At 74.7% G+C, this 18,722-nt stretch carries 24 protein-coding genes; 4 read left to right on the top strand and 20 right to left on the bottom strand.

The genetic code is table 11. The annotated features are described in order from the left end of the window. Nucleotides 1–129: 129 nt before the first annotated feature. Nucleotides 130–393, bottom strand: coding sequence for a hypothetical protein (locus tag PH189_RS02150; protein ID WP_274187087.1), 264 nt, complete (start codon nt 391–393; stop codon nt 130–132). 304 nt (nt 394–697) lie between these two features. On the opposite strand from PH189_RS02150, the gene PH189_RS02155 reads away from it, so the two are divergent. Next, complete coding sequence (locus PH189_RS02155) at nt 698–1,564, top strand: enoyl-CoA hydratase-related protein (RefSeq protein ID WP_274187088.1); 867 nt, start codon at nt 698–700, stop codon at nt 1,562–1,564. A 13-nt stretch (nt 1,565–1,577) separates the two neighbouring features. Here PH189_RS02155 and PH189_RS02160 read toward each other — a convergent pair whose 3' ends face one another. From PH189_RS02160 to PH189_RS02170, 3 genes are read right to left on the bottom strand one after another with little or no spacing between them, the layout of a single operon-like run. Beyond that, entirely contained in the window at nt 1,578–2,249 is a 672-nt protein-coding gene (locus tag PH189_RS02160) for a winged helix-turn-helix transcriptional regulator (protein ID WP_274187089.1), read from the bottom strand. A gap of 57 nt (nt 2,250–2,306) precedes the next feature. Continuing rightward, nucleotides 2,307–2,972 (bottom strand): response regulator, encoded by a 666-nt coding sequence (locus tag PH189_RS02165; protein WP_274187090.1) that lies wholly within the window; start codon nt 2,970–2,972, stop codon nt 2,307–2,309. Next, on the bottom strand, nt 2,969–4,183 hold the full coding sequence (locus tag PH189_RS02170) for a sensor histidine kinase (protein WP_274187091.1): 1,215 nt from the start codon (nt 4,181–4,183) through the stop codon (nt 2,969–2,971). Before PH189_RS02170 ends, PH189_RS02165 begins: the two co-directional genes overlap by 4 nt. Nucleotides 4,184–4,361: 178 nt before the next feature. Between PH189_RS02170 and PH189_RS02175 the strand changes: the two genes are divergently transcribed. Continuing rightward, the gene (locus PH189_RS02175; protein ID WP_274187092.1) at nt 4,362–5,084 is read left to right on the top strand and encodes a hypothetical protein; all 723 of its coding nucleotides are present in this window, start codon (nt 4,362–4,364) and stop codon (nt 5,082–5,084) included. A 91-nt stretch (nt 5,085–5,175) separates the two neighbouring features. On the opposite strand, the gene PH189_RS02180 is transcribed toward PH189_RS02175, so the two are convergent. The 6 genes from PH189_RS02180 to PH189_RS02205 all read right to left on the bottom strand — a co-directional run bounded on the left by PH189_RS02180 (nt 5,176) and on the right by PH189_RS02205 (nt 9,740). Then, on the bottom strand, nt 5,176–5,577 hold the full coding sequence (locus tag PH189_RS02180) for a VOC family protein (RefSeq protein ID WP_274187093.1): 402 nt from the start codon (nt 5,575–5,577) through the stop codon (nt 5,176–5,178). A 45-nt stretch (nt 5,578–5,622) separates the two neighbouring features. Continuing rightward, a complete protein-coding gene (locus PH189_RS02185) occupies nt 5,623–6,435 on the bottom strand; it encodes an enoyl-CoA hydratase (protein WP_274187094.1) in 813 nt (270 codons plus the stop codon). Between the two features lie 82 nt (nt 6,436–6,517). Continuing rightward, nucleotides 6,518–7,276 carry a DUF4383 domain-containing protein gene (locus tag PH189_RS02190; protein ID WP_274187095.1) on the bottom strand — a complete coding sequence of 253 codons (759 nt, stop codon included), beginning with the start codon at nt 7,274–7,276 and terminating at the stop codon, nt 6,518–6,520. Next, nucleotides 7,273–7,566 carry a hypothetical protein gene (locus PH189_RS02195; RefSeq protein ID WP_274187096.1) on the bottom strand — a complete coding sequence of 98 codons (294 nt, stop codon included), beginning with the start codon at nt 7,564–7,566 and terminating at the stop codon, nt 7,273–7,275. The genes PH189_RS02190 and PH189_RS02195 overlap by 4 nt, the downstream gene beginning before the upstream one ends. A 112-nt stretch (nt 7,567–7,678) precedes the next feature. Continuing rightward, nucleotides 7,679–8,428 carry a histidine phosphatase family protein gene (locus PH189_RS02200; protein WP_274187097.1) on the bottom strand — a complete coding sequence of 250 codons (750 nt, stop codon included), beginning with the start codon at nt 8,426–8,428 and terminating at the stop codon, nt 7,679–7,681. Nucleotides 8,429–8,447: 19 nt separating this feature from the next. After that, nucleotides 8,448–9,740: an alpha-hydroxy-acid oxidizing protein gene (locus PH189_RS02205; RefSeq protein ID WP_274187098.1), complete on the bottom strand. Its 1,293-nt coding sequence runs from the start codon at nt 9,738–9,740 to the stop codon at nt 8,448–8,450. A gap of 93 nt (nt 9,741–9,833) precedes the next feature. Here PH189_RS02205 and PH189_RS02210 point away from each other — a divergent pair, with 93 nt between their 5' ends. Next, the gene (locus PH189_RS02210) at nt 9,834–10,295 is read left to right on the top strand and encodes a nuclear transport factor 2 family protein (RefSeq protein ID WP_274187099.1); all 462 of its coding nucleotides are present in this window, start codon (nt 9,834–9,836) and stop codon (nt 10,293–10,295) included. Nucleotides 10,296–10,353: 58 nt separating this feature from the next. Here the strand turns inward: PH189_RS02210 and PH189_RS02215 are convergent, their stop codons facing one another. From PH189_RS02215 to PH189_RS02260, 10 genes are read right to left on the bottom strand one after another with little or no spacing between them, the layout of a single operon-like run. Next, the gene (locus PH189_RS02215; protein WP_274187100.1) at nt 10,354–11,037 is read right to left on the bottom strand and encodes an alpha/beta hydrolase; all 684 of its coding nucleotides are present in this window, start codon (nt 11,035–11,037) and stop codon (nt 10,354–10,356) included. Then, nucleotides 11,027–11,473, bottom strand: a complete 447-nt coding sequence (locus PH189_RS02220) for a RidA family protein (RefSeq protein WP_274187101.1) — start codon at nt 11,471–11,473, stop codon at nt 11,027–11,029. Before PH189_RS02220 ends, PH189_RS02215 begins: the two co-directional genes overlap by 11 nt. Then, a complete protein-coding gene (locus tag PH189_RS02225) occupies nt 11,470–12,180 on the bottom strand; it encodes an HAD-IA family hydrolase (RefSeq protein WP_274187102.1) in 711 nt (236 codons plus the stop codon). The genes PH189_RS02220 and PH189_RS02225 overlap by 4 nt, the downstream gene beginning before the upstream one ends. Continuing rightward, entirely contained in the window at nt 12,177–14,000 is a 1,824-nt protein-coding gene (locus PH189_RS02230; protein WP_274187103.1) for a PEP-utilizing enzyme, read from the bottom strand. Before PH189_RS02230 ends, PH189_RS02225 begins: the two co-directional genes overlap by 4 nt. Further along, a complete protein-coding gene (locus PH189_RS02235) occupies nt 13,990–15,063 on the bottom strand; it encodes a PEP/pyruvate-binding domain-containing protein (protein WP_274187104.1) in 1,074 nt (357 codons plus the stop codon). The genes PH189_RS02230 and PH189_RS02235 overlap by 11 nt, the downstream gene beginning before the upstream one ends. After that, nucleotides 15,060–15,305 (bottom strand): EutN/CcmL family microcompartment protein, encoded by a 246-nt coding sequence (locus PH189_RS02240; RefSeq protein ID WP_274187105.1) that lies wholly within the window; start codon nt 15,303–15,305, stop codon nt 15,060–15,062. The genes PH189_RS02235 and PH189_RS02240 overlap by 4 nt, the downstream gene beginning before the upstream one ends. Next, a complete protein-coding gene (locus tag PH189_RS02245; RefSeq protein WP_274187106.1) occupies nt 15,302–15,622 on the bottom strand; it encodes a BMC domain-containing protein in 321 nt (106 codons plus the stop codon). Before PH189_RS02245 ends, PH189_RS02240 begins: the two co-directional genes overlap by 4 nt. A gap of 2 nt (nt 15,623–15,624) precedes the next feature. After that, complete coding sequence (locus tag PH189_RS02250; RefSeq protein ID WP_274187107.1) at nt 15,625–15,915, bottom strand: BMC domain-containing protein; 291 nt, start codon at nt 15,913–15,915, stop codon at nt 15,625–15,627. Nucleotides 15,916–15,924: 9 nt separating this feature from the next. Then, a complete protein-coding gene (locus tag PH189_RS02255; RefSeq protein WP_274187108.1) occupies nt 15,925–16,776 on the bottom strand; it encodes a DODA-type extradiol aromatic ring-opening family dioxygenase in 852 nt (283 codons plus the stop codon). Beyond that, complete coding sequence (locus PH189_RS02260; RefSeq protein WP_274187109.1) at nt 16,773–17,753, bottom strand: DODA-type extradiol aromatic ring-opening family dioxygenase; 981 nt, start codon at nt 17,751–17,753, stop codon at nt 16,773–16,775. Before PH189_RS02260 ends, PH189_RS02255 begins: the two co-directional genes overlap by 4 nt. 108 nt (nt 17,754–17,861) lie before the next feature. On the opposite strand from PH189_RS02260, the gene PH189_RS02265 reads away from it, so the two are divergent. Beyond that, nucleotides 17,862–18,707 carry an IclR family transcriptional regulator gene (locus PH189_RS02265; RefSeq protein WP_274187110.1) on the top strand — a complete coding sequence of 282 codons (846 nt, stop codon included), beginning with the start codon at nt 17,862–17,864 and terminating at the stop codon, nt 18,705–18,707. The last annotated feature ends 15 nt before the right edge of the window (nt 18,708–18,722 follow it).

Genomic DNA, 18,722 nt, shown 5'->3' on the forward strand with positions numbered 1-18,722 from the left:
TCCCGCTGACCGGGCAGCGGGAGCTGGTCGTCCCCGGCGCGCTGGGGCCGTCGGTAGTGGCTGACCACCCACCCCGACTCCCGCGCGTGACCGTGGACGAACGCCATACGTCCAGGAAAGCACGTGTGGCTACCGCACGACGAGGACGAGGCCCCTGCTCTCGGCGCACTCGCGGGCACAGGTGATCACGCGGGCGACGTCCGGGTCGTCCGCCCGGGCGCCGGCCTCGACCACGAGGGTCAGCGACGCCCCGGGGCCGGCGCCCGCGATGACGCCGTGGAGACGGCAGCTCAGCACCGCGGCGGCGCGGGGGCCAGCGGGCACGGCGACCACGATCTCGCCGGGGTCGTGGGGCGTCGGGGCCGTCGGGCTGTCGGGCATCACGGTCGTCACGGGTCCTCCTCGGGGCGTCGACGGCGCCGCTGCGGGGATCGGGTGACCGCTGCGTCGACCCGGCCTTCCGACTGTGGTACCCCGTCCGTGGCCTGTCCACGCTCTGCGACACGCGGGACCCGCTCGCCGGGTTGTGATCGCTCGTCCGGCGCATCGAGCGAGGGGTGCGCCGATGGTGGGAGCGAGGGTCACCTTGAGTGCGTGGGAGGCAGCGAGGGTCACCCTCGCTCCACAGCTCCACGACCGAGAGCCTCAGTTCCGGTCACGGTTGACCGTTACCGCGACCTCCGAGAGGGTGCGAGGCGTGGAGTTCACCGAGATCGACTATTCGGTCGCCGACGGGGTCGCGACGATCGTGCTCGACCGGGAGGCGCGCATGAACGCGTTCACCGGCCGGATGTGCGACGAGCTGGTGAGCGCCTGCGACGCGATCGACGCCGACGACGCCGTGCGCGCCCTGGTGATCACCGGACGGGGTCGCGCCTTCTGCGCAGGGGCGGACCTCGGCGGGGGCGGCAGCACGTTCGACGCCCGGGGCCGCGAGAAGGCCGAGCGCTACGGCGAGGTCAACGGCGTGGGCCGCGACCGGGGCGGCGTGGTGGCCCTGCGCTTCGCCGCCCTCACCGTGCCCGTGATCGCGGCGATCAACGGGCCCGCGGTCGGGGTCGGGGCGACGATGACGCTGCCCATGGACGTCCGTATCGCCGGGGCGTCGGCCCGCTTCGGGTTCGTCTTCGCGCGCCGGGGCATCGTGCCCGAGGCCGCGTCGAGCTGGTTCCTCCCACGCGTCGTCGGCATCTCGCAGGCCATGGAGTGGGCGATGACCGGACGGGTGTTCGGCGCCCGCGAGGCCCACGAGGGCCGCCTCGTCTCGAAGGTCGTGCCCGACGAGGACCTCCTCGACACCGCCTACGCCCTGGCGCGCGAGGTCGCCGAGAACACCTCGGCGGTGTCCGTGGCGGTCACGCGGCAGATGATGTGGTCGATGCTCTCCGCGTCGTCGCCCTGGGAGGCGCACGCCCTGGACTCGCGGGCGATCGTCGAACTCGGGCGCGACGGCGACGCCGCCGAGGGCGTCACGGCGTTCCTCGAGAAGCGTGCGCCGGAGTTCCCGCTGCGGCGCACCCGCGACCACACCGATCTCGTGCCGCGGTGGCCGCAGCGGCCCTGAACCGGGTCGCGGGTCAGGCGGGCTGCGACTCGGCGGGCAGGGGCTCGGGCATCCGGACGGCGCCGACGAGGCGCGCGATCACGGACGCGTCGCCGGTGGAGGAGAGCGAGCCGTCGTCCTGCGCGTCCTGGAGCGGGCGGCCGCCGTAGACGATGCCGGCCAGCGTGATGGGTGAGCAGCGCACGGCGACGTCGGCGTCGGGCAGCTCGCCGCGCTCGATCTCGAGGGCGCCCCGCCCGAGGTGCACCCGGAACGGCTGCTCGTCGAGCACGAGCTGCATCGTCACGACGTCGTCCCCGGCCTGGTCGGGGACGAACATGGTGCGCAGCGAGAGGACGAACGAGTCGACCTTGATGCTGTCGGACTCCGGGAGCGAGCGCGCGGCCCACCGGCCCAGCGACTGCAGCACCGGCTCGAGCTCCTGACCCCACTCGGTGAGCTCGTAGACCGCGGACGCGGCGGGCGGGGGCAGCCGCCGGCGGCGGAGCACCCGGGCGTCCTCGAGCTCGCGCAGGCGCTGCGAGAGGACGTTGGGGCTGGCGTGCGGGAGGCCGACGCGCAGGTCGGTGAAACGCTTGGGCCCGAGCATCAGCTCGCGCACCACCAGCAACGCCCACCGCTCCCCGACCAGGTCGAGCGCGTGGGCGGCGCCGCAGCCGTCGAAGTAGTCCCGCCGTGCAGCCATATGGCCACCCTATCACCGGATACGTCTACCGACCTGCGAAGTTGCTTTGTAGGACTATCACGATCCGTGCTCGGCTGCTACCACTCCGTGCTCCCACGCCCACGCGATGAGCCGCGGACGGTCCGGCAGGCCGAGCTTGTCGAGCACCCGGCCGAGGTGCGTCTTCACGGTCGTCTCGCCCAGGTGCAGCCGTGCGGCGACCTCGGCGTTCGACAGCCCCCGGGCCACGGACGCGAGCACCTCGGTCTCGCGAGCGGTCAGGGTGGCGAGCTCCCGGGGCGGCGCCGGTCGCGGACGTGCCCGGGCCACGGCGGCGACCACCCGCGGCACCACCGAGGGGTCGAGCGCCCCCTGGCCTGCGGCGACGCGGCGCACGGCGTCGAGCATCTGCTCGGGCGGCGCGGTCTTGAGCAGGAAACCCGCCACTCCGGCCCTCAGGGCGGCCTCGAGCGTCTCGTCCTCGTCGAGGGTCGTGAGGACGAGCACCCGCGCGGGCGAGCCCGACTCGGCGAGCTCGCGCGCGGCACCGATCCCGTCGAGACCCGGCATCCGCACGTCCATGAGCACGACGTCGGCGTGCGCCTCGAGCGCGACCCGCACGGCCGCGCGCCCGTCGCCCGCCTCGCCCACGACGACGAGGTCCGGCTCGCCCTCGAGGAGCATCCGCAGCCCGGCGCGGACCAGCAGCTCGTCGTCGGCCAGGACGACGCGGATCGCGCTCACGCTCCCGTCACCGCTCCCGTCACCCCTCCCGCCACGGCGACCGGGGCCGCGCCGAGGGGCAGCTCCGCGTGCACGCGGAACCCGCCGCCCTCCCGCGGGCCGGCGTCGAGGGTGCCGCCGAAGAGCGTGGCGCGCTCGTGGAGGTGGAGCAGGCCGTGCCCACCCGCGCCGTCGGGTTCCGCGTCGTCGTGACCGGTCCCCCGCCCCCGGTCGAGGACGGTGAGCGCGACGAGGCCGGGGCGGTACGCGACCACGACCTCGGCCTCGTCGACAGCGGCGTGCCGCAGGACGTTGGTCAGGGCCTCGGCGACGATGCGGTAGGCCGAGGTGTCCATCGCGGGGGCGAGCGCGACCGGCTCGCCCTCCTGGTGCACCCGGACCCGCAGCCCCACGCCGCCCAGCTCCTCCACGAGCCCGTCGAGACGGGCGAGCGACGGCGCCGGGCCGAGGGCGTCAGCGTCAGGACAATCGTCGGGACGCTCGCGCAGCGCCCCGACCACGCGCCGGAGCTCATCGACCGACCGCCGTCCCAGCTCCTCCACGGTGCGCAGCACGTCCCCCTCGGGCGTGTCGTCGAGCCGGCGACGCACGACTCCGACCTGCAAGGTCATCACGCTCACCGTGTGGGCCACGGCGTCGTGGAGCTCGCGGGAGATGCGGGCACGCTCCTCGACGACCGCGAGGCGCCCCGAGCGCTCGCGCTCGGCGGCCAGGGCGGCGGCGAGCTCACGCAGCTCGCGTCCGCGCCGCCGTTCCCGGCGCAGCAGCCAGCCCAGCGTCCACGCTCCGCCCATCGTCGCGGCGAAGAACACGAACTCGAAGACCGATTCGCCGTCGACGACGATCGACGCCGCGGCACCGAGCGCCGCCAGCGCCGCCCCCAGGGCGCTCCACCGCGGCGGCAGGCGCAGGGCCCCGTACGCGATCAGCACCATCATCGTGACGAGCGCGGTGCCGCCGACGCCCGGGGAGTCGGGGACTCCGAAGACCTGGACCGGGAAGCTCACCACGGCGGCGAGCACACCGAGGGCGGGCACGAACGGCGCGACGCCCGCCCCGACGATCAGGACCACCATCGGCAGCAGCACGGTCCCGAGCGGGGCCGCACGGTAGGTCAGCGCCTCGACGAGGCTGCAGGCCGTCACCAGTGCGGCGGCGGCGAGGGCCACGAGGAGACGGGTGACGAGCGGGCCCACCGCGCGGTCCCCCATCCCGCGGACACTAGGCCGCCCGGCCCCGTCGCGGGTCCTCCTGCGGGAGGACCCCGGGTGGACCGGCGGAGGATCATCACGGACCGTGGACACGATCCGTGATCGTAAGCGGCTTCCTACGGTTCTCGTATCGCTCGATGAGAGCCACGAGACCGCCAGTCATCACCAGGGAGCCACCATGAGCCTCACGACCGACCCCACTGCCGTCCTCACCACCTCGGACACCACCGCCACCGAGCCGGTCGGCGCCCCGGCCTTCACCCGCATCGCGGCCGGCCTCGCCCTGGTCGCGTTCCCGCTGTTGTTCACCGCCGGGGTCGCGACGTCTCCACCCCAGGCATCGGACTCGACGGCGGACTACGTCGCGAGCCTCGGCGCCGACCCGTCGCTGACCGCGCTGTCCGCAGGGCTCCTGCACTACTCCTGGGTGGCGTTCGCGCTCGGCGTCCTGGCGACCATCGGGCTGGTCCGCGGGCGCCGCGGGCGGGTGGTCGTGCCGGTCGCCGCGATCCTCACGTCGTTCTCGGCGATCCAGCTCTCGGGCCTGCTGCTCTCCGACTGGTTCACCGGCGCCGTCGCCCGGGCGATGCCGCTCGAGGCGGCCGCCACGCTGACCGAGGGCGTCTGGGCCGACCCGTGGGTGACCACCTGGCAGCTCAGCGGCCAGTTCGTCGGCTTCGTCGGCATCCCGCTGGTCATCGCCGCCCTGGCCCGCGCGGGCGTCGTCAGCTGGTGGCTGCTGGCCGCGCCGGTCGTCGGCTTCGCCGGCTTCTTCGTGCCGGTGCCCGGCGCGATCGTGGTCGGGATGTTCGTCAGCTCCGCGCCGATGATCCTCGTCGGCGTCCGGCTGATCCGGCGCGCCTCGGCCCGCGTCCGCCGCGAGGAGCTCGCGGCGAGCTGATCCTCGCCGGCCCCGGACGAACGAACGGCGCTCTCGCTGCTTGCGTAGCAGCGAAAGCGCCGTTCGTTCGTTCTGAGGCGCGCGGCGGGACTCAGGTGCCGGGCGCGATGAAGAACTCGAGGGCGATGTTGTCGGGGTCGCGGAACGAGACGCCCGAGCCGTAGTGCGCCTTCTTGATCCCACCGTGCTGGATGCCCAGCTCGTCGAGCCGGTCGCGCCACTTCTCGAGCTCGGCGGTGCTCGACAGGCCGAAGCTGATGTGGTCGAGGCCGGTCCGGCGCTCGTCGGCGCGGTCCTTGGCCTCCCGGCCCATGTGCGTGTGCAGGCCGAAGAGCAGGCCGCCGTCGAGGGCGTAGACGACGTGGTGGAACTCGCCGCCCTCCTCGTCCTCGTCGAGCACCGGGTCGGCGCCGAAGAGCCGGGAGTACCACTGGGTGCTGGCGTCGAGGTCGGAGACGGTGATCGCGACGTGCTGCAGGCCGGGGAAGGCCATGGGATGAAGCTCCTTTGCCTCGGGATCGGGTCCGACGGGGACCGGTCAGTCGTGGTGCTGCCAGACCGGGTCCCGCTTCGCCAGGAAGGCGGACATGCCCTCCTGCGCGTCGCAGGTCATGGCGTTGGTCGCCATCGTCTCGCGCATCTGCTCGTAGGCGGCGTCCTCGGGCAGGTCGACCTGCCGGTAGAACGCCTCCTTCCCGATGCGCAGGGTGACCGCGCTGGCGTCGGCGACCTTCGCCGCCAGCCGGGCGACCGCCCCGTCGAGCTCGCCGGGAGCGACGACCTGGTTCACCAGGCCCCACTCGGCGGCCGTGGCGGCGTCGATGACCTCGCCGGTGAGCAGCAGCTGCATCGCCCGCTTGCGCCCCATCGCGCGGGTGACCGCCACCATCGGCGTCGAGCAGAACAGCCCGATCTTCACACCGGGTGTGCCGAAGACGGCGTTCTCGGCGGCGACGGCGAGGTCGCACGTGGCCACGAGCTGGCACCCGGCGGCGACCGCGACGCCCTGCACGGCGGCGATCACGGGCTGGGGCACGGCGTGCACCGCGTTCATGAGGTCGGTGCAGACGGCGAAGACCTCGCGCTCCTCCTCAAGCGTCCGGTCGATCATCTCGGAGAGGTCGTGACCGGCGGAGAAGGCCGGTCCCTCCGCGCGCAGGACGATGACGCGCACGCCGTCGCGGCCGGAGACGTCGGTGATCGCGGCCAGCAGCTCGCGCATGGTGGCGACCGACAGGGCGTTGCGGCGCTTCGGGTTGTCGAGCGTCAGCACGGCCGTCGGCCCGTCGACCTCGATCCGGACGGCGGAGTCGGCCGTCGCAGCCTCGGCCCGGGACGCAGTCACGCTCATGCGTCCACGTCTATCAGTCGCCCGGCGGCGGGGCCAGCGTCACGGCACCCGCCCGTCCGTCCGGGCAGGGTGGCGTGGGCTCTCAGGCCATGGCGGAGCCGTGCGAGGACTCGCCCGACCCCTGGCGGTCGACCCCGTCGGGGTCCCGGCCGTCGAACGCCATCCAGATCGCCCGCCGGTCCTCGTGGTTGCGGGCCTCGTCGGCGGCCCTCATGCGACGGCGCTGCTCGTCGTCGGCGGTCCCCTGCGCGATCGCGCGCGCGGCCGCGGCCATCGCGGCGTCGGCCGCGGCCTGGGCGGGCGAGGCCGGGTACGACTGCCGGTGGGCGTCCTCGGGCTCGTCGTCGTCCTCCCCGCGCTCCCGGCGGTAGGGGTTGTCCGGCGGCAGCTTCGACGAGATGCGGCCGTAGGCCCCGAGCAGGAGCAGCACGAGCCCCGCGCCGATCGAGAAGAAGACGTTGGGGAGGCGGAACGCCAGCAGGTTGTACGGGGTCCCGATCAGCGCGAGGTTGCCGAACGCGGAGACCAGGAACAGCGCCCCGATCACGATCATCACCGTCGACGCGAGCTTGCCACCGCGCACGGCGGCGGCCAACAGGATCACGGCCGTGACGACGGAGACGGTGGAGAGCGCCCCGTTGGTGGACAGCCCGCCGGGCATCGTCGCGCCCTCGGTGTCGAAGAAGCCGAGGCCGCCGACGAAGCCCAGCACGCCGATCGTCGCGATGATGACGGCGACGACGACCGCGCCGACACGGTGCACCCAGAGGACGCCGTGGTCCGGCCGCACGGCGTCGGCGACGCGGGACCGGGTGCCCCGGTCGTCCTGGTCGGCGCTCATCGCCGGCCCCGCTCGGCGTCGCGACGGGCCTCGGCGCCCGTCTCGCCCGCGTACCCGAGATCGCGGCCCGCGGCGCGCCCGACGAACTCGTCGGTCTCGCCCGTGCCCGTGACAGCGCCCTGATCACCCTGGTGCTCGGTGTGCTCGCCGCCGGCGACCCGGGAGGACGCGGTGCGCGGGTCGTGGCCGGCGTCGGACTCCGAGGGATCGGAGACCCGGGACGGCCCGACGGGTCCGCGCTCCCCGGTCAGACGGGCCCGCCAGCGGGCGAGGGTGTCGGCGACGGACATGACAAGTGCTCCCGAGGACGAGGGATCCGGACTCCCGGGCATAGGCGCGCCGGGGGGCGCCGAAACGTCACGCTCGGGTCGCGAGCCCGCACCTCATGGCCGGATCCGACCCTCACCAGCGGTGCGCGGCGCGCTCCCCCCGGTCGAGGTAGGCCGGGTCCAGCCAGGGCGGGACCTCGGCCGGGACGTCGACCTCGGCCTGCTCGTCGCGGTAGGTGACGGTCGCGCGGTCCCCGTGGACCTCGACGTCCACGTGCTCGAGGTTGCGCGGCTCGCCGACGTCGTGGCCCAGGGCCGCGCTGGCGAACGCCCGCAGCAGCGCCGAGTGCGAGCTGGCGAGCGCCACGGTGCCCGGTTCCTGCGCGCGGATCCCCGCCCAGGCGCGGTAGGCGATCACCTGGGGCGGCTCGAAGTGCAGGTCCGTCGAGACCATCCAGCGGTCGATCGGTCCACCGAGCTTGGAGCCCGCGCCGAAGTCGGTGTCGAAGCGATCGAAGGCGCGGGCCCAGTCGGGGAGCTCGCCCTCGAGCCCGAGCCGGTGCTTCGCGACCCCGGACGACTCCCGCGCCTCGCCCCCGTAGAGGAACTGGAGGCTGTCGAAGCGGGCGTCGGGCACCAGCTCGCCGACGGAGACGTCGGAGCCCGGGCCCAGTTCGGCGAGCAGCACCTCGCGCAGCGTCACCGCCGTCGCCGTGCCGCGTGCGGTCGGCGCGTGCGGCATCGTCACCCGCGCGCCCGCGGGCAGGACGGCCGCGAGCTCCTTGCCCTTGGCCCGCGCCTGCGCCTCGCCGTGGTCGGTGAGCCCGACGTCGTCGAAGTAACCGTGGGTCTCGCCGTGACGGATCAGCAGCACCCGACTCATGGGCTCCACCCTGTCGCGATCACCTCGGCGTCGGCACCCCGGGTTCCGTGGTGGCGAACGGGGCGAGCTCGAGATCCGCCGGGGTCCGCGCGCCGGCGAGCGCGAGCGTGAGGTCGAGCTCGGCGAGCACGTCGCGGGTCACCTGCGCGACCCCCGCCGCCCCGGCCAGCGCGAGGCCGTAGGCGAACGGGCGCCCGAGGCACACCGCCGTCGCGCCGAGGGCGAGCGCGCGGGCGACGTCGGAACCGCTGCGCACCCCCGAATCGAGCAGCACCGGCGCGCGCCCGTCGACGGCCTCGACGACGCCGGGCAGGGCGTCGAGGCTCGCCACGGATCCGTCGACCTGGCGCCCGCCGTGGTTGCTCACGAGCACCCCGTCGACGCCGGCGTCGAGCGCGCGACGGGCGTCGTCGGGGTGCAGGACGCCCTTGAGCACGATCGGCAGGCGCGTGCGGGAGCGCAGCGTCGCGATGTCGTCCCAGCCCAGCGTCGGGCGCGAGTAGACCCGCAGGAACGTCTCCACCGCGGCGCGCGGCAGCGGCGAGCGCAGGTTGTCGGCGAAGCGCCCGGGATGGTGGCGGCTGATCTCCACCAGCGTGCGCACCGCGGCCGGGGTCGGGCGGGGCGACGCGCGCCGTGGGCCCGCGGCGGTCTCCCGCGCGAGGCGCGCGAACACCGGGTCCGACGTGTACTGCGCGATGCCCAGGCCGCGGGCGAACGGCAGGTGCCCGAGGTCCAGGTCGCGCGGGCGCCAGCCGAGCACCGTCGTGTCGAGGGTGACCACGACGGCGCCCGCCCCGGCGGTCTCGGCGCGGGCGAGGAAGCTGTCGACGAGGTCGTCGGACGTCGACCAGTAGAGCTGGAACCACCAGCCCGCCCCGGTCCGGGCGCGCGGCCCGATCTCCTCCATCGGGAAGCCCGCCTGGTTCGAGACGATCATCGGGACGCCCGCCTCCGCGGCCCCCTCGGCGACGGCCAGATCGGCCCGGCGGTGCACGAGATCGAGCGCCCCGATCGGGGCCAGCAGCAGCGGGTGCGCGAGGCGCTGGCCGAACAGCTCCACGGAGGTGTCGCGCTCCCCCACCCCGCGCAGCATCCGCGGCACGACGCGCAGACGCCCGAACGCGGCGCGGTTGGCGCGGACGGTCTCCTCGCTGCCGGCGCCGCCCGCGACGTAGGCGTACGCGCGCCGCGACATCGCCCACCGCGCGCGGCGCTCCAGCGCCGGGAACGCGGTCGGCACCGCGGGCCGCCGCCCCGCGATGCCGCCCCGGTAGACCTCGTCCTGCCGCACCCGCCCGCTCGCCGCCACGCGGGCATCCTGGTGCAAGCGTGGGGGCCACGCTTGCACTCAACGTCAGGAAATCCGCATTCTCGCCCCACACGGGTCCACGGAAGGAGCGCGGTGAGCGCAGCAGCAGGTTCGGTCGGCGGCACCACGGCGGCGGCGCTGGAGGCCACGGTGCGGGGCTACATGGACGCCTGCACGGCCGGCGACGCCGACGGGATCGCCGGCTTCCTCTCGGGCAACGCGCGCCACTACTTCCCGCCGGACATGTACGACGGGCCGTGGAAGGGCGCTCGTGTGATCGCGCAGCGCTGGGCCACCGCGGTGCGCGAGCGGGGGTCGTCGTGGACCGTCGACGCGATCGTCGTCGACGAGCCCCGCCGCCAGGCCGTCTGCGAGTGGACCCACCACAAGGGCTCGCTCGGGGTGATCCTGCGCGGTGCCGAGTGGTACGAGTTCGACGACGACGGCCTCATCACCGAGATCCGCGCCTACTACGCCTCGCCCCAGGCGCCCGACCACACCCGCCTCGAGCTCGGCGGCTTCGACTACGCGGGCCGGGGCTACCCCTACGCCTAGATCATGATCGACGTGGATTCACTGGCGTTGAGTGCAAGCAAGGACGCAGGGCTTGCACTCAGCCCAGGAGAGCGGTGATGTGCCCGAGCACGACGGGCCACGTCGGGTGGGTCGGGTCGACGAGGGTGAAGTGGTCGCCCGGGACCTCCACGAACACCGCGTCGTCGCCGGCCGCGCGGGCGGCCGCGACGTAGCGGCGGCTGATCTCGATCGGCACGCGGTCGTCGTCGGGGGCGTGCACGGCGCGCACGGGTACGCCGAGCGGCAGGTGCGCCGACGGGTCGGCCTCGGCGTAGCGCTCGGGCACCTCGTCGGGCATCCCGCCCACGAGGTCGGGCACGGCCGTGCCGCCGACCTCGTCGCGCGCGGCGTCGGCCAGCGTCAGCACCCCCGCCAGCGACACCACGCCCGCCACCGGGACCCGGGACGCCACCCACGCCGCCAGGTGCCCGCCCGCGGAGTGGCCGACGACGACGCACGGCGCCTCGACAGGGCCCACCGCCGCCGCGACGTCGTCCAGCGTCGCGGGCCACGGCGCCTGCCCGACGCGCCGGTACTCGACGTTCCATACCGTGTGCCCGCGGGCGTGCAGGTCCGCCGCGACCGGCGCGATGTGGTCCAGCCCGACCCGCGCCCGCCAGAAGCCGCCGTGCAGCAGCACCACGGTCCCGGTACCCGAGCCCCGGCTGACCTCGACGAACTGCGACGGGTCGTCCCCGTAGGCCACACGCTCAGCGGACACGGACCATCGCGTCCAGCTCGACCGCGAACCCCCGCGGTAGCGCCCGCACGCCGATCGCGGTGCGCGCGTGCTCCCCGCGCGCCCCGAACACCTCGGCGAGCAGGTCGGACGCCCCGTCGACGACCCCCGGCTGGTCGGTGAAGTCCTCGGTGCACGTGACGTAGCCGCGCAGGACGAGGACCTGGGCGACACGGTCGAGCGAGCCCAGCGCGTCGCGCGCCTGGGCCAACAGGTTCAGCGCGCACCCCCGGGCCGCGGCGTAGCCCTCGGCGACCCCGAGGTCCGCGCCGAGGCGCCCGACGTGACCGTCGGCGCCCTGACCCGCGAGGTGCAGCGTGTCCCCGGCCATCGTCCAGCCGCGGTAGCGCCCCGCGGGGCGGCGCAGGGGCGGCAGGGCCAGCCCCAGCTCGCCGAGTCGTTCCTCCGGAGTGCTCACGGCGACCACACCCTCCGACGCACCGGCTCGTCCGCCGGCAGCCCGAGCGCCCTCGCGACCCGGACCGTCGATCCTGCCGGGTCGGTCACCTCGAACAGCTCGGCGGCCATCCCGGCCCGGCGGGCGCCGTCGAGGTTGGCGGCGAGGTCGTCGACGAACAGGCAGCGGCGCGGGTCCTCCCCGAGCGCCGCCGCGGCCGCCCGGAACGCCTCGGGGTCGGGCTTGAGCACCCCGAGCTTCGCCGCTTCGAGCACGCCGTCGAACTCGGCGACCGCGGGGAACCGCCGCGGCCAGTCGTCGCCGAACCAGTGCGCCATGTCGTTGGTGAAGGCGACGACCCGCACGCGCCCGGCCACCCGCGCGATCAGGCGCAGCACCTCGGCCCGCACGTAGGAGCAGTCCCGCCACAACGCCCCGATGTCGATGTCCGGGCGGCGCGCGGCGAGCTTCGCCCAGTAGTCACGCTCCTGGAGCTCCCCCCGCTCGACGGCGCGGTACTCGGCGTCGACCCCGATCGGGCCGGCCGGGAACCCGGGCACCGCCGTCGACTCGAACAGCGTGGGGATCACGACGCCGCCCATGTCCAGCAGCAGCGTCCCGTTCGCCCCCCGCGTCCGGCGCAGCGCCTGGCGACGGCGCGCCCGCACGGCGTCGACGGGCGTGGGCGGGCCCGGCCGGTCCCCCGGCGGTGGCGCGCAGGAGGTCACACCGGCTCCAGCACCGTCACCACTCCGGCGCTCCCGTCCACCCGCACCCGCTGCCCCGTGCGCAGGGTCGAGACGGCGTTCCCGGTGCCGACGACGGCCGGCAGCCCGTACTCGCGGCAGACGATCGCCGTGTGGCTCATGATCCCGCCGACGTCGGAGACCGTCGCCGCGACGCGACCGAACACCGGCGCCCAGGACGGCGACGTCGCCGGGCAGACGAGGATGTCCCCGGGCTCGATCGACGGCAGCTCCGACGGGTGGGTGACGACGCGGACCGGGCCCTCGACGACGCCGGGCGACCCCGCGGTCCCCCGCAGCACGCCCTCCTCGGAGTCGGAGCGCAGCCACTCCGCCACCGTCGACGTCGTGATCCCCCAGAGCATCACCGTGAACGGCTCGTCGATCGTCGTCGGCGGCGGGCCCAGCGCCGGCGGCGGTTCCCACGCCCGCAGCGCCGTGTAGATCTCGCGGCGCCGGGCGATGATCGGGCGCCAGTAGTCCGCGCCACGGGGCCGCGAGCCGACCGACCAGCCGGCGACGCAGTCGTAGATCGCCTCGGCGACCTCGTAGCGGCGCAGGAAGAACATGTCCTCGGGCTCGTCGAACTCGCCCATCGCGGCCAGGGCCCGTGAGAGCTCGTGGGACTTCGCCCAGAACGTCGCCCACATCCAGTGCTCGATGTAGAGCACGTGCTCCTCGATGTAGACGAACACCTGCCGCGCCAGCGCGAGGGTGTCGTCGAAGGTCGCGCGCTCGGCCTCGGGGAGCAGCTCGCGGTAGCCCGCGGTGATCCGGTCGCGCTCGGCGAGAACCTCGTCCGTCGGCCGGTCGATCGTCGTCCCGTCGGCGAGCCGGCGCAGGTACTCGCGCACCGAGGCCAGCGGGATGTTCGGGTCGTCGGCCCAGGTCGGATAGGTGTGGTACCCGCCGGGGTGGCCGGGGTCGGTGTTGATGAGGAACCACGGGTCGGCCGTGCGCTCCCAGTCGGCCACCCACTCGGCGCCCGCCGCGTCGGAGCGCAGATCGGCGAACAGCGACGCCGCGTCCTCCGTGGCAGTGATGCGCTCGGCCAGCCCGAGACGCACGGCCTCCTTCGCGAGCCGCTTGAGCTCGTCGTCGGGCCGATAGAGATCCACCCGGAGGCCGCCGACCATCCGCGAGATCGACTGGTCGGAGATGTCGGGGAACGCCGCGCGGCACATCCCGAAGAACGTCAGGTAGGCCGCGTAGCCGATGTTGAGCAGCTCGAAGTGGTACTGGTACGTCTCGTACATCGTGAGCACGAGCCGGTCGAAGTCGCGGATCATGCGGAACCCCGCGGAGTGCCCCGTGTGCTGGTAGACGGTCTCCTCGGGCTCGAGGTCGGGCAGCGGGTCGAACCGCAGCGCGCGGATCTCCTCCAGCTTCGCCATGACCTTGGTGCGCCACTCGTCGTAGATCGCGTCCCAGCGCTCGTAGTAGTGCCCGGCGCGCTTCCCGAACTCCTCGGCGCGCGCCGCGATGTCCTCCGGCGGCGCCGGCACCGGGGTGACGTAGAGGCGCCCGTTGACGATGCGCTGGTCGACGCCGAACGCCGGCGGCATCGCGAAGACGCGCGTGTTGAAGGCCCCGAGCGCCTGCCACCAGCACTCGCACTGGATCTCGTCGTACGGGTGCAGGACGTCGGGGTGGTGCAGGCGGTCGGCGAACCAGAACCGCTGCTCGTCGAGCTCGCGGCGCTCCGGGCCGAAGAGGTGGTACCAGTCGTACATCGACTCCCAGCCCTCGGCGCCGTCCGGCGTCGGGACCTCGAACGGGCTGGGGAAACGGTCAGCCGCCATGGTCGGAGCCTTCCTGCCGGGTGGTGCGGGTGAGGGTGGCGAGGACCGCGGACAGCGCCGATCCGGCGCCCGTCGCGCCGGTCGCCGAGCGGGGCGCGCGGGCGCTCCACACCGTCTCGGGTCGGGTCTGGAGCAGGTGGATGCGCGACGGACCGCCCGGGTCGGCGACGGCGAACTCGCCGTCCTGGGGCGTCCCGGCGTCGCGTTCGACGCGCCGCGCGACGGCGAGCAGCTCGGCGAGCTCGGCGTCGTCGAGGCAGGGACGGTCGCGGTCCTCGGGCGGGACCTCGGCGACGACCGTGCCGGGCCGCTCGTCGGTGCGCGTCATCCGCGTCGGCTTGACGGCGATCTCCCGGCGCAGGATCTCCCCGCTGATCTTGTCGAGGACGAAGCGGTCGGGGGTCACCTCGCCGGAGACGAGCGGCTCGCCGAGCCCCCAGACGGCCTCGCAGACGACGGTCGAGCGGTCGCCGTTGGCGGGGTTCAGCGTCATGAACACGCCGGCCGCGCGCGCGGTCACCATCTCCTGGACGACGACGGCCATGGCGCCCGCGTCCCCGCCCGCCCGCTGCCGGTAGGAGACCGCCCGCGCGGTGTAGAGGCTCGCCCAGCAGCGCGCCACCGCGTCGGCGACGGCGCCGGGGCCCCGGATCTCCAGGTAGGTGTCGTGCTCGCCGGCGAACGACGCGCCCGCCGCGTCCTCGCCGACGGCCGAGGACCGCACCGCGACGCGGGTGTCCGGGCCGACGAGCGCGGTGTACGCCTCGCGCACGGCCTCGAGCACGAGCCCGGACCGCGACGCGCCGAGCAGGGCCGCCCGCGCCCGGCCGGCGGCCTGCTCGAGGACGTCGAGCGGGGTGTCCGGACCCACGTCGCGCAGCGAGGCCTCGAGGTCCTCGGCACCCTCCATCGCCGCGGCGAACGCGGCGGTCGACACGACGAAGCCCGTCGGCACGCGCGCGTCCAGGGCCACCAGGCGCCGCAGCCCGGCGCCCTTCCCGCCGACCAGGGCGGCGTCCGCGGCGGCGGGGTCGTCGAGCCCGACGATCCACGAGGGGCTCACGGCTCGTCCCAGCCGGCGACGAGCGCGATCACGGCCGCGTCCACACAGCTGCGCCCCGTCACGGCGGCGGCGGCCTCGTCGGTGGCGACCAGCACCGTCGAGCCCGTCCCGGCGTCGAGCAGGTCGACAGCGACCCGCCGCTCCCCGGACTCCGGCTCGCGCACGAGCACCATGCGCACACCGCCGAGCCCGTCCACCGAACGCTCGGACCAGACCCGTCCGACGACCTCCCCGAGGATCATGAGGACTCGATCGCCCGCGTGAGCCGGTCGGCGCTCCCGTTCTCCAGCAGCCCGACCGAGACCCCGTGAGGCTTCGGGTACACCTGGGCCGCGCGCAGCTCGCCGTACTGCTCGACGGCGGCGGACCCGGCGTTCACGGCCTGGCGCACCGCGGCGAGCGAGCCACGGACGGCGACCGCGAGGTAACCGCTCGACACCCGGTCGACGGTCACGGTCTCGACGTCGGCGGTCTTCATCATCGCCTCGATCCCCGCCGCGAGCGCCACCACGCCGCGCGTCTCGAGGATCCCGATGGCACCGCTTCCCCGTTCGGCCACGATCAGCTCCCCACCATCGCCATGTCGCCCGCGAGCGCCTGCACCGGCAGGCACGGGCTCGCGAAGACGATCGACTTCACGGCGCGCCCGGAGACCGCGCGGGCGACCTCCTCGCCGACCTCGACGGCCTCCTCGACCGTCGCGAGGTCGCCGGTGACGGCCACGGCCACCAGCCCGCCGCCGAGGCGCACGGCCCCGCGGACCTCGACCTCGGTCGCCTTGACCATGGCGTCGACCGCGTCGAAGACGGGCACGAACCCCTCGGCCTCGATGAACCCCACTGCTCTGGCCACCAGTTCTCCCTAGTCCGAGTCGGATCCCCACCACACGACCGCCGCTCCCGTGCCCCACACCGGGCCGTAGGCCAGGACCTCGCCCGGGCCGTCGACCACCCCGGCACCGTCGAGGAACGCGAACGCGCGGAACTGGCTGTCGGCCTGCGCCGCGGCGGCGTACTGCGGGCTCATGGCGAGGACCTCGTCGCGGTCACCGGCCCGAATGGCGTCGAGGACCTTGCGGTTCCAGCGGTCGTGGGCGTCGGAGACGCGGTCCTCGGCCGGGGTGATCCAGCGGCCCGTGAGCCCGGAGGACAGCCCGCTCACGGCGACGACGCCGAGCGTCCGGCCCAGGTCCCGCGCCGCCCGCACCCCGGCCGCCGCGACCGCGGCCATCGCCGAGGGCTCGGCGTAGAGGTTGCACGAGACCAGCGCGTACTCGAAGGGTCGAGCTCCGCTGCGCTCCGTCTCCCGGCGGCCGTGTCCGTGCGGGTCCAGCAGCTTCGTCGCGACGATCGTGCCGGTGTCGACGGGGAAGCCCTCGTAGAGCGTGCGACGGGCCTGCATGCCGGCGGCGTCGATCTCGTCGGCCCAGCGGTGGGCGAGGTCGGTGTCGATCGCGAGATCGTGGTCGAGGTGCCCGTAGTCGTAGCGGTACCAGTTCTCGTCGGTCCGCCGGCCGCGCAGCCGGGCGTCGCACTGCACCTGGTGCCCGAGCACGGTGAACCACTGCGTCGAGAGCAGCAGCACGGTGTCGACGCCGGCGGCGCGCAGGCGGTCGCCGACCGTCCGGGTGGCCGTCGCCAGCTCGGCCCAGCTCGGGGCGGGGTCGCCGGCCAGCAGGTGGGGCATGGCGGGGACGAGGGCGGCCGGCGTCACGGGACCCACTCCACGACGGCGTTGCCGGTCGCGATCACCGTGCCGTAGGCCAGGACGTCGCCAGCGACGTCGGGCCAGCCCATCGCGGCGAGCAGCCAGGTGAGGCTGCCGGCCTTGGTCTCCGACGCCGTCGCCTCGATGTGCTTCGGGACGGCGTCCTTGAGCCGTGACGTCGGGCCCTCGCGGATCGTCTGCAGGAGCTCCATGTCGCCCGCGTACTGCGCATGGTTGAACGGTCGCTCCGCGCTCATGTCCTCGGGGAGCTCCGGCTCGGTGTCCCAGTGCAGGTGCGACAGCGAGTTCGACCCCAGCAGCACCGCGCGTCGGCCGGTGCGCTCGATCGCGCGGCGGGTCGCGACGCCCAGCGTCTCCATCTCGGCGAGCGAGGCGTCGGAGTAGTAGTACGGGTTGTTGTTGGCCGAGAGCGACACGACCGGCAGGTCCCAGTCGGGGTTCGCCAGGTGCAGCGCGCCGATCGTCGCGTAGTCGACGCGGACGCCGTCCTCACGCAACGCGCTGGTCACGAGGCCCGCGCGCTCGCCCTCCTCGACGATCGCCTCGGCGAGGTCGACGTCGGTGCGGAAGTCGTAGTGGTACCGGAACAGGTGCGGGAAGATCGGCTCGACGGAGATCCCGCGCGGGTTCGGCACGCAGTTGACGTGGTGGCCGACCATCGTGATCCAGTGCGGCGCGTGCACCACGAGCACGTCGGGGCGGTGGGCGCGCAGCCGTCGGCGCAGCTCCTCGTAGCCCCAGCGCAGCACCTCCCAGCCGCCCGTCGAGCGGGGCTCGTTCTGCGGCGGGTTCTCCGCGTACACGAGGTGCGGCGGGTGGGGCGCGAGGTAGCCCGCGACGATGCCGGCCTTCTGCTCGCCCGGCCTGGGCGCCGGCGCCGGAGCCGGAGCGGCAGGCGTCCCCGCCGCGCGCCGCGCACCGGACCGGCTGCTGCCGGCCGGGACCTGGAAGACGCGGGCCATGCCGGCGGACGCTAGGGCGGGCGGGCGAGGTGGACCCAGGCTCGTGTCCCGCAGGGCTGGACACGGTGAGGACTGGACATGGCTGACTGCGCTGCGGAAACTCGGCCGATGGTGTCCGCGGTCGGCAAGGCGGCCGCCCTGCTGCGCGCCTTCGACCCGGGGGTGGACGTGCTCTCCACCCGCGCGCTGGCCGCCCGCACCGGCATCCCCCGCTCGACGGTGCACGTCCTCGCCACGACGCTCGCGACCGAAGGGCTGCTCGAGACGGTGCCCGGCCGCGGCTGGCGGCTGGGCCCGCTGCTCGTGGGCCTCGCCGGCCAGATCATCGAGCGCACCGGGCTCGTCGCCGCCGTCGAGGGCGCCCTGAGCGGGCTGTTGCGCCACGCCGGCCAGGAGGTCCACGTCGGGCAGCTCGTCGGCGGCTGGGTCGTCTACCTGCACCGGGAGGCCGCGCCCGACTCGATGGGCCGGGCGACGATGGACAACCGCGTCGGCCTGCGGGCGCCGGCCTGGCGGGGCGGCTGCGGCAAGGCGGCGCTGGCGCGGCTCGAGCCCGCGGAGGTCGACGAGCGGATCGCGCGACTGTGCCGCGACGAGGGCGTGGACCCGCCGGACCGGGCGCTGCTCGCCGACGAGCTCGCGGCCGCCCGGGGGGCCGGCTACCTCGTCTCCTCGTCGTTCCAGGCGGGGCGGACGTCGGTGGCCGCCGCGGTCGTCGACGGTGACGCCCGCCCGCTCGGCGGGCTCTCGGTGGCCGGCCCGACCCGTCTGTTCACCCGCGCCGTGCTGGGCCGCACCGTGGAGGACGTGGTCGCCGCCGCGGGCCGCGCACGGCTCACGGTGTGCACGCCCGGGGCGAGGTCGGTCGCGGTGCCCGCGCCACGACGCAGCCCGATCACCGGTCCCACCGCCGGTCCCACACAGCGGAACGCGGTGGTTCCACCGCGGCGCTGAGCGGTGCCACAGTGC

It is taken from the genome of Actinomycetospora chibensis, assembly GCF_028737215.1.
In the GTDB taxonomy this organism is placed as follows: domain Bacteria; phylum Actinomycetota; class Actinomycetes; order Mycobacteriales; family Pseudonocardiaceae; genus Actinomycetospora; species Actinomycetospora chibensis.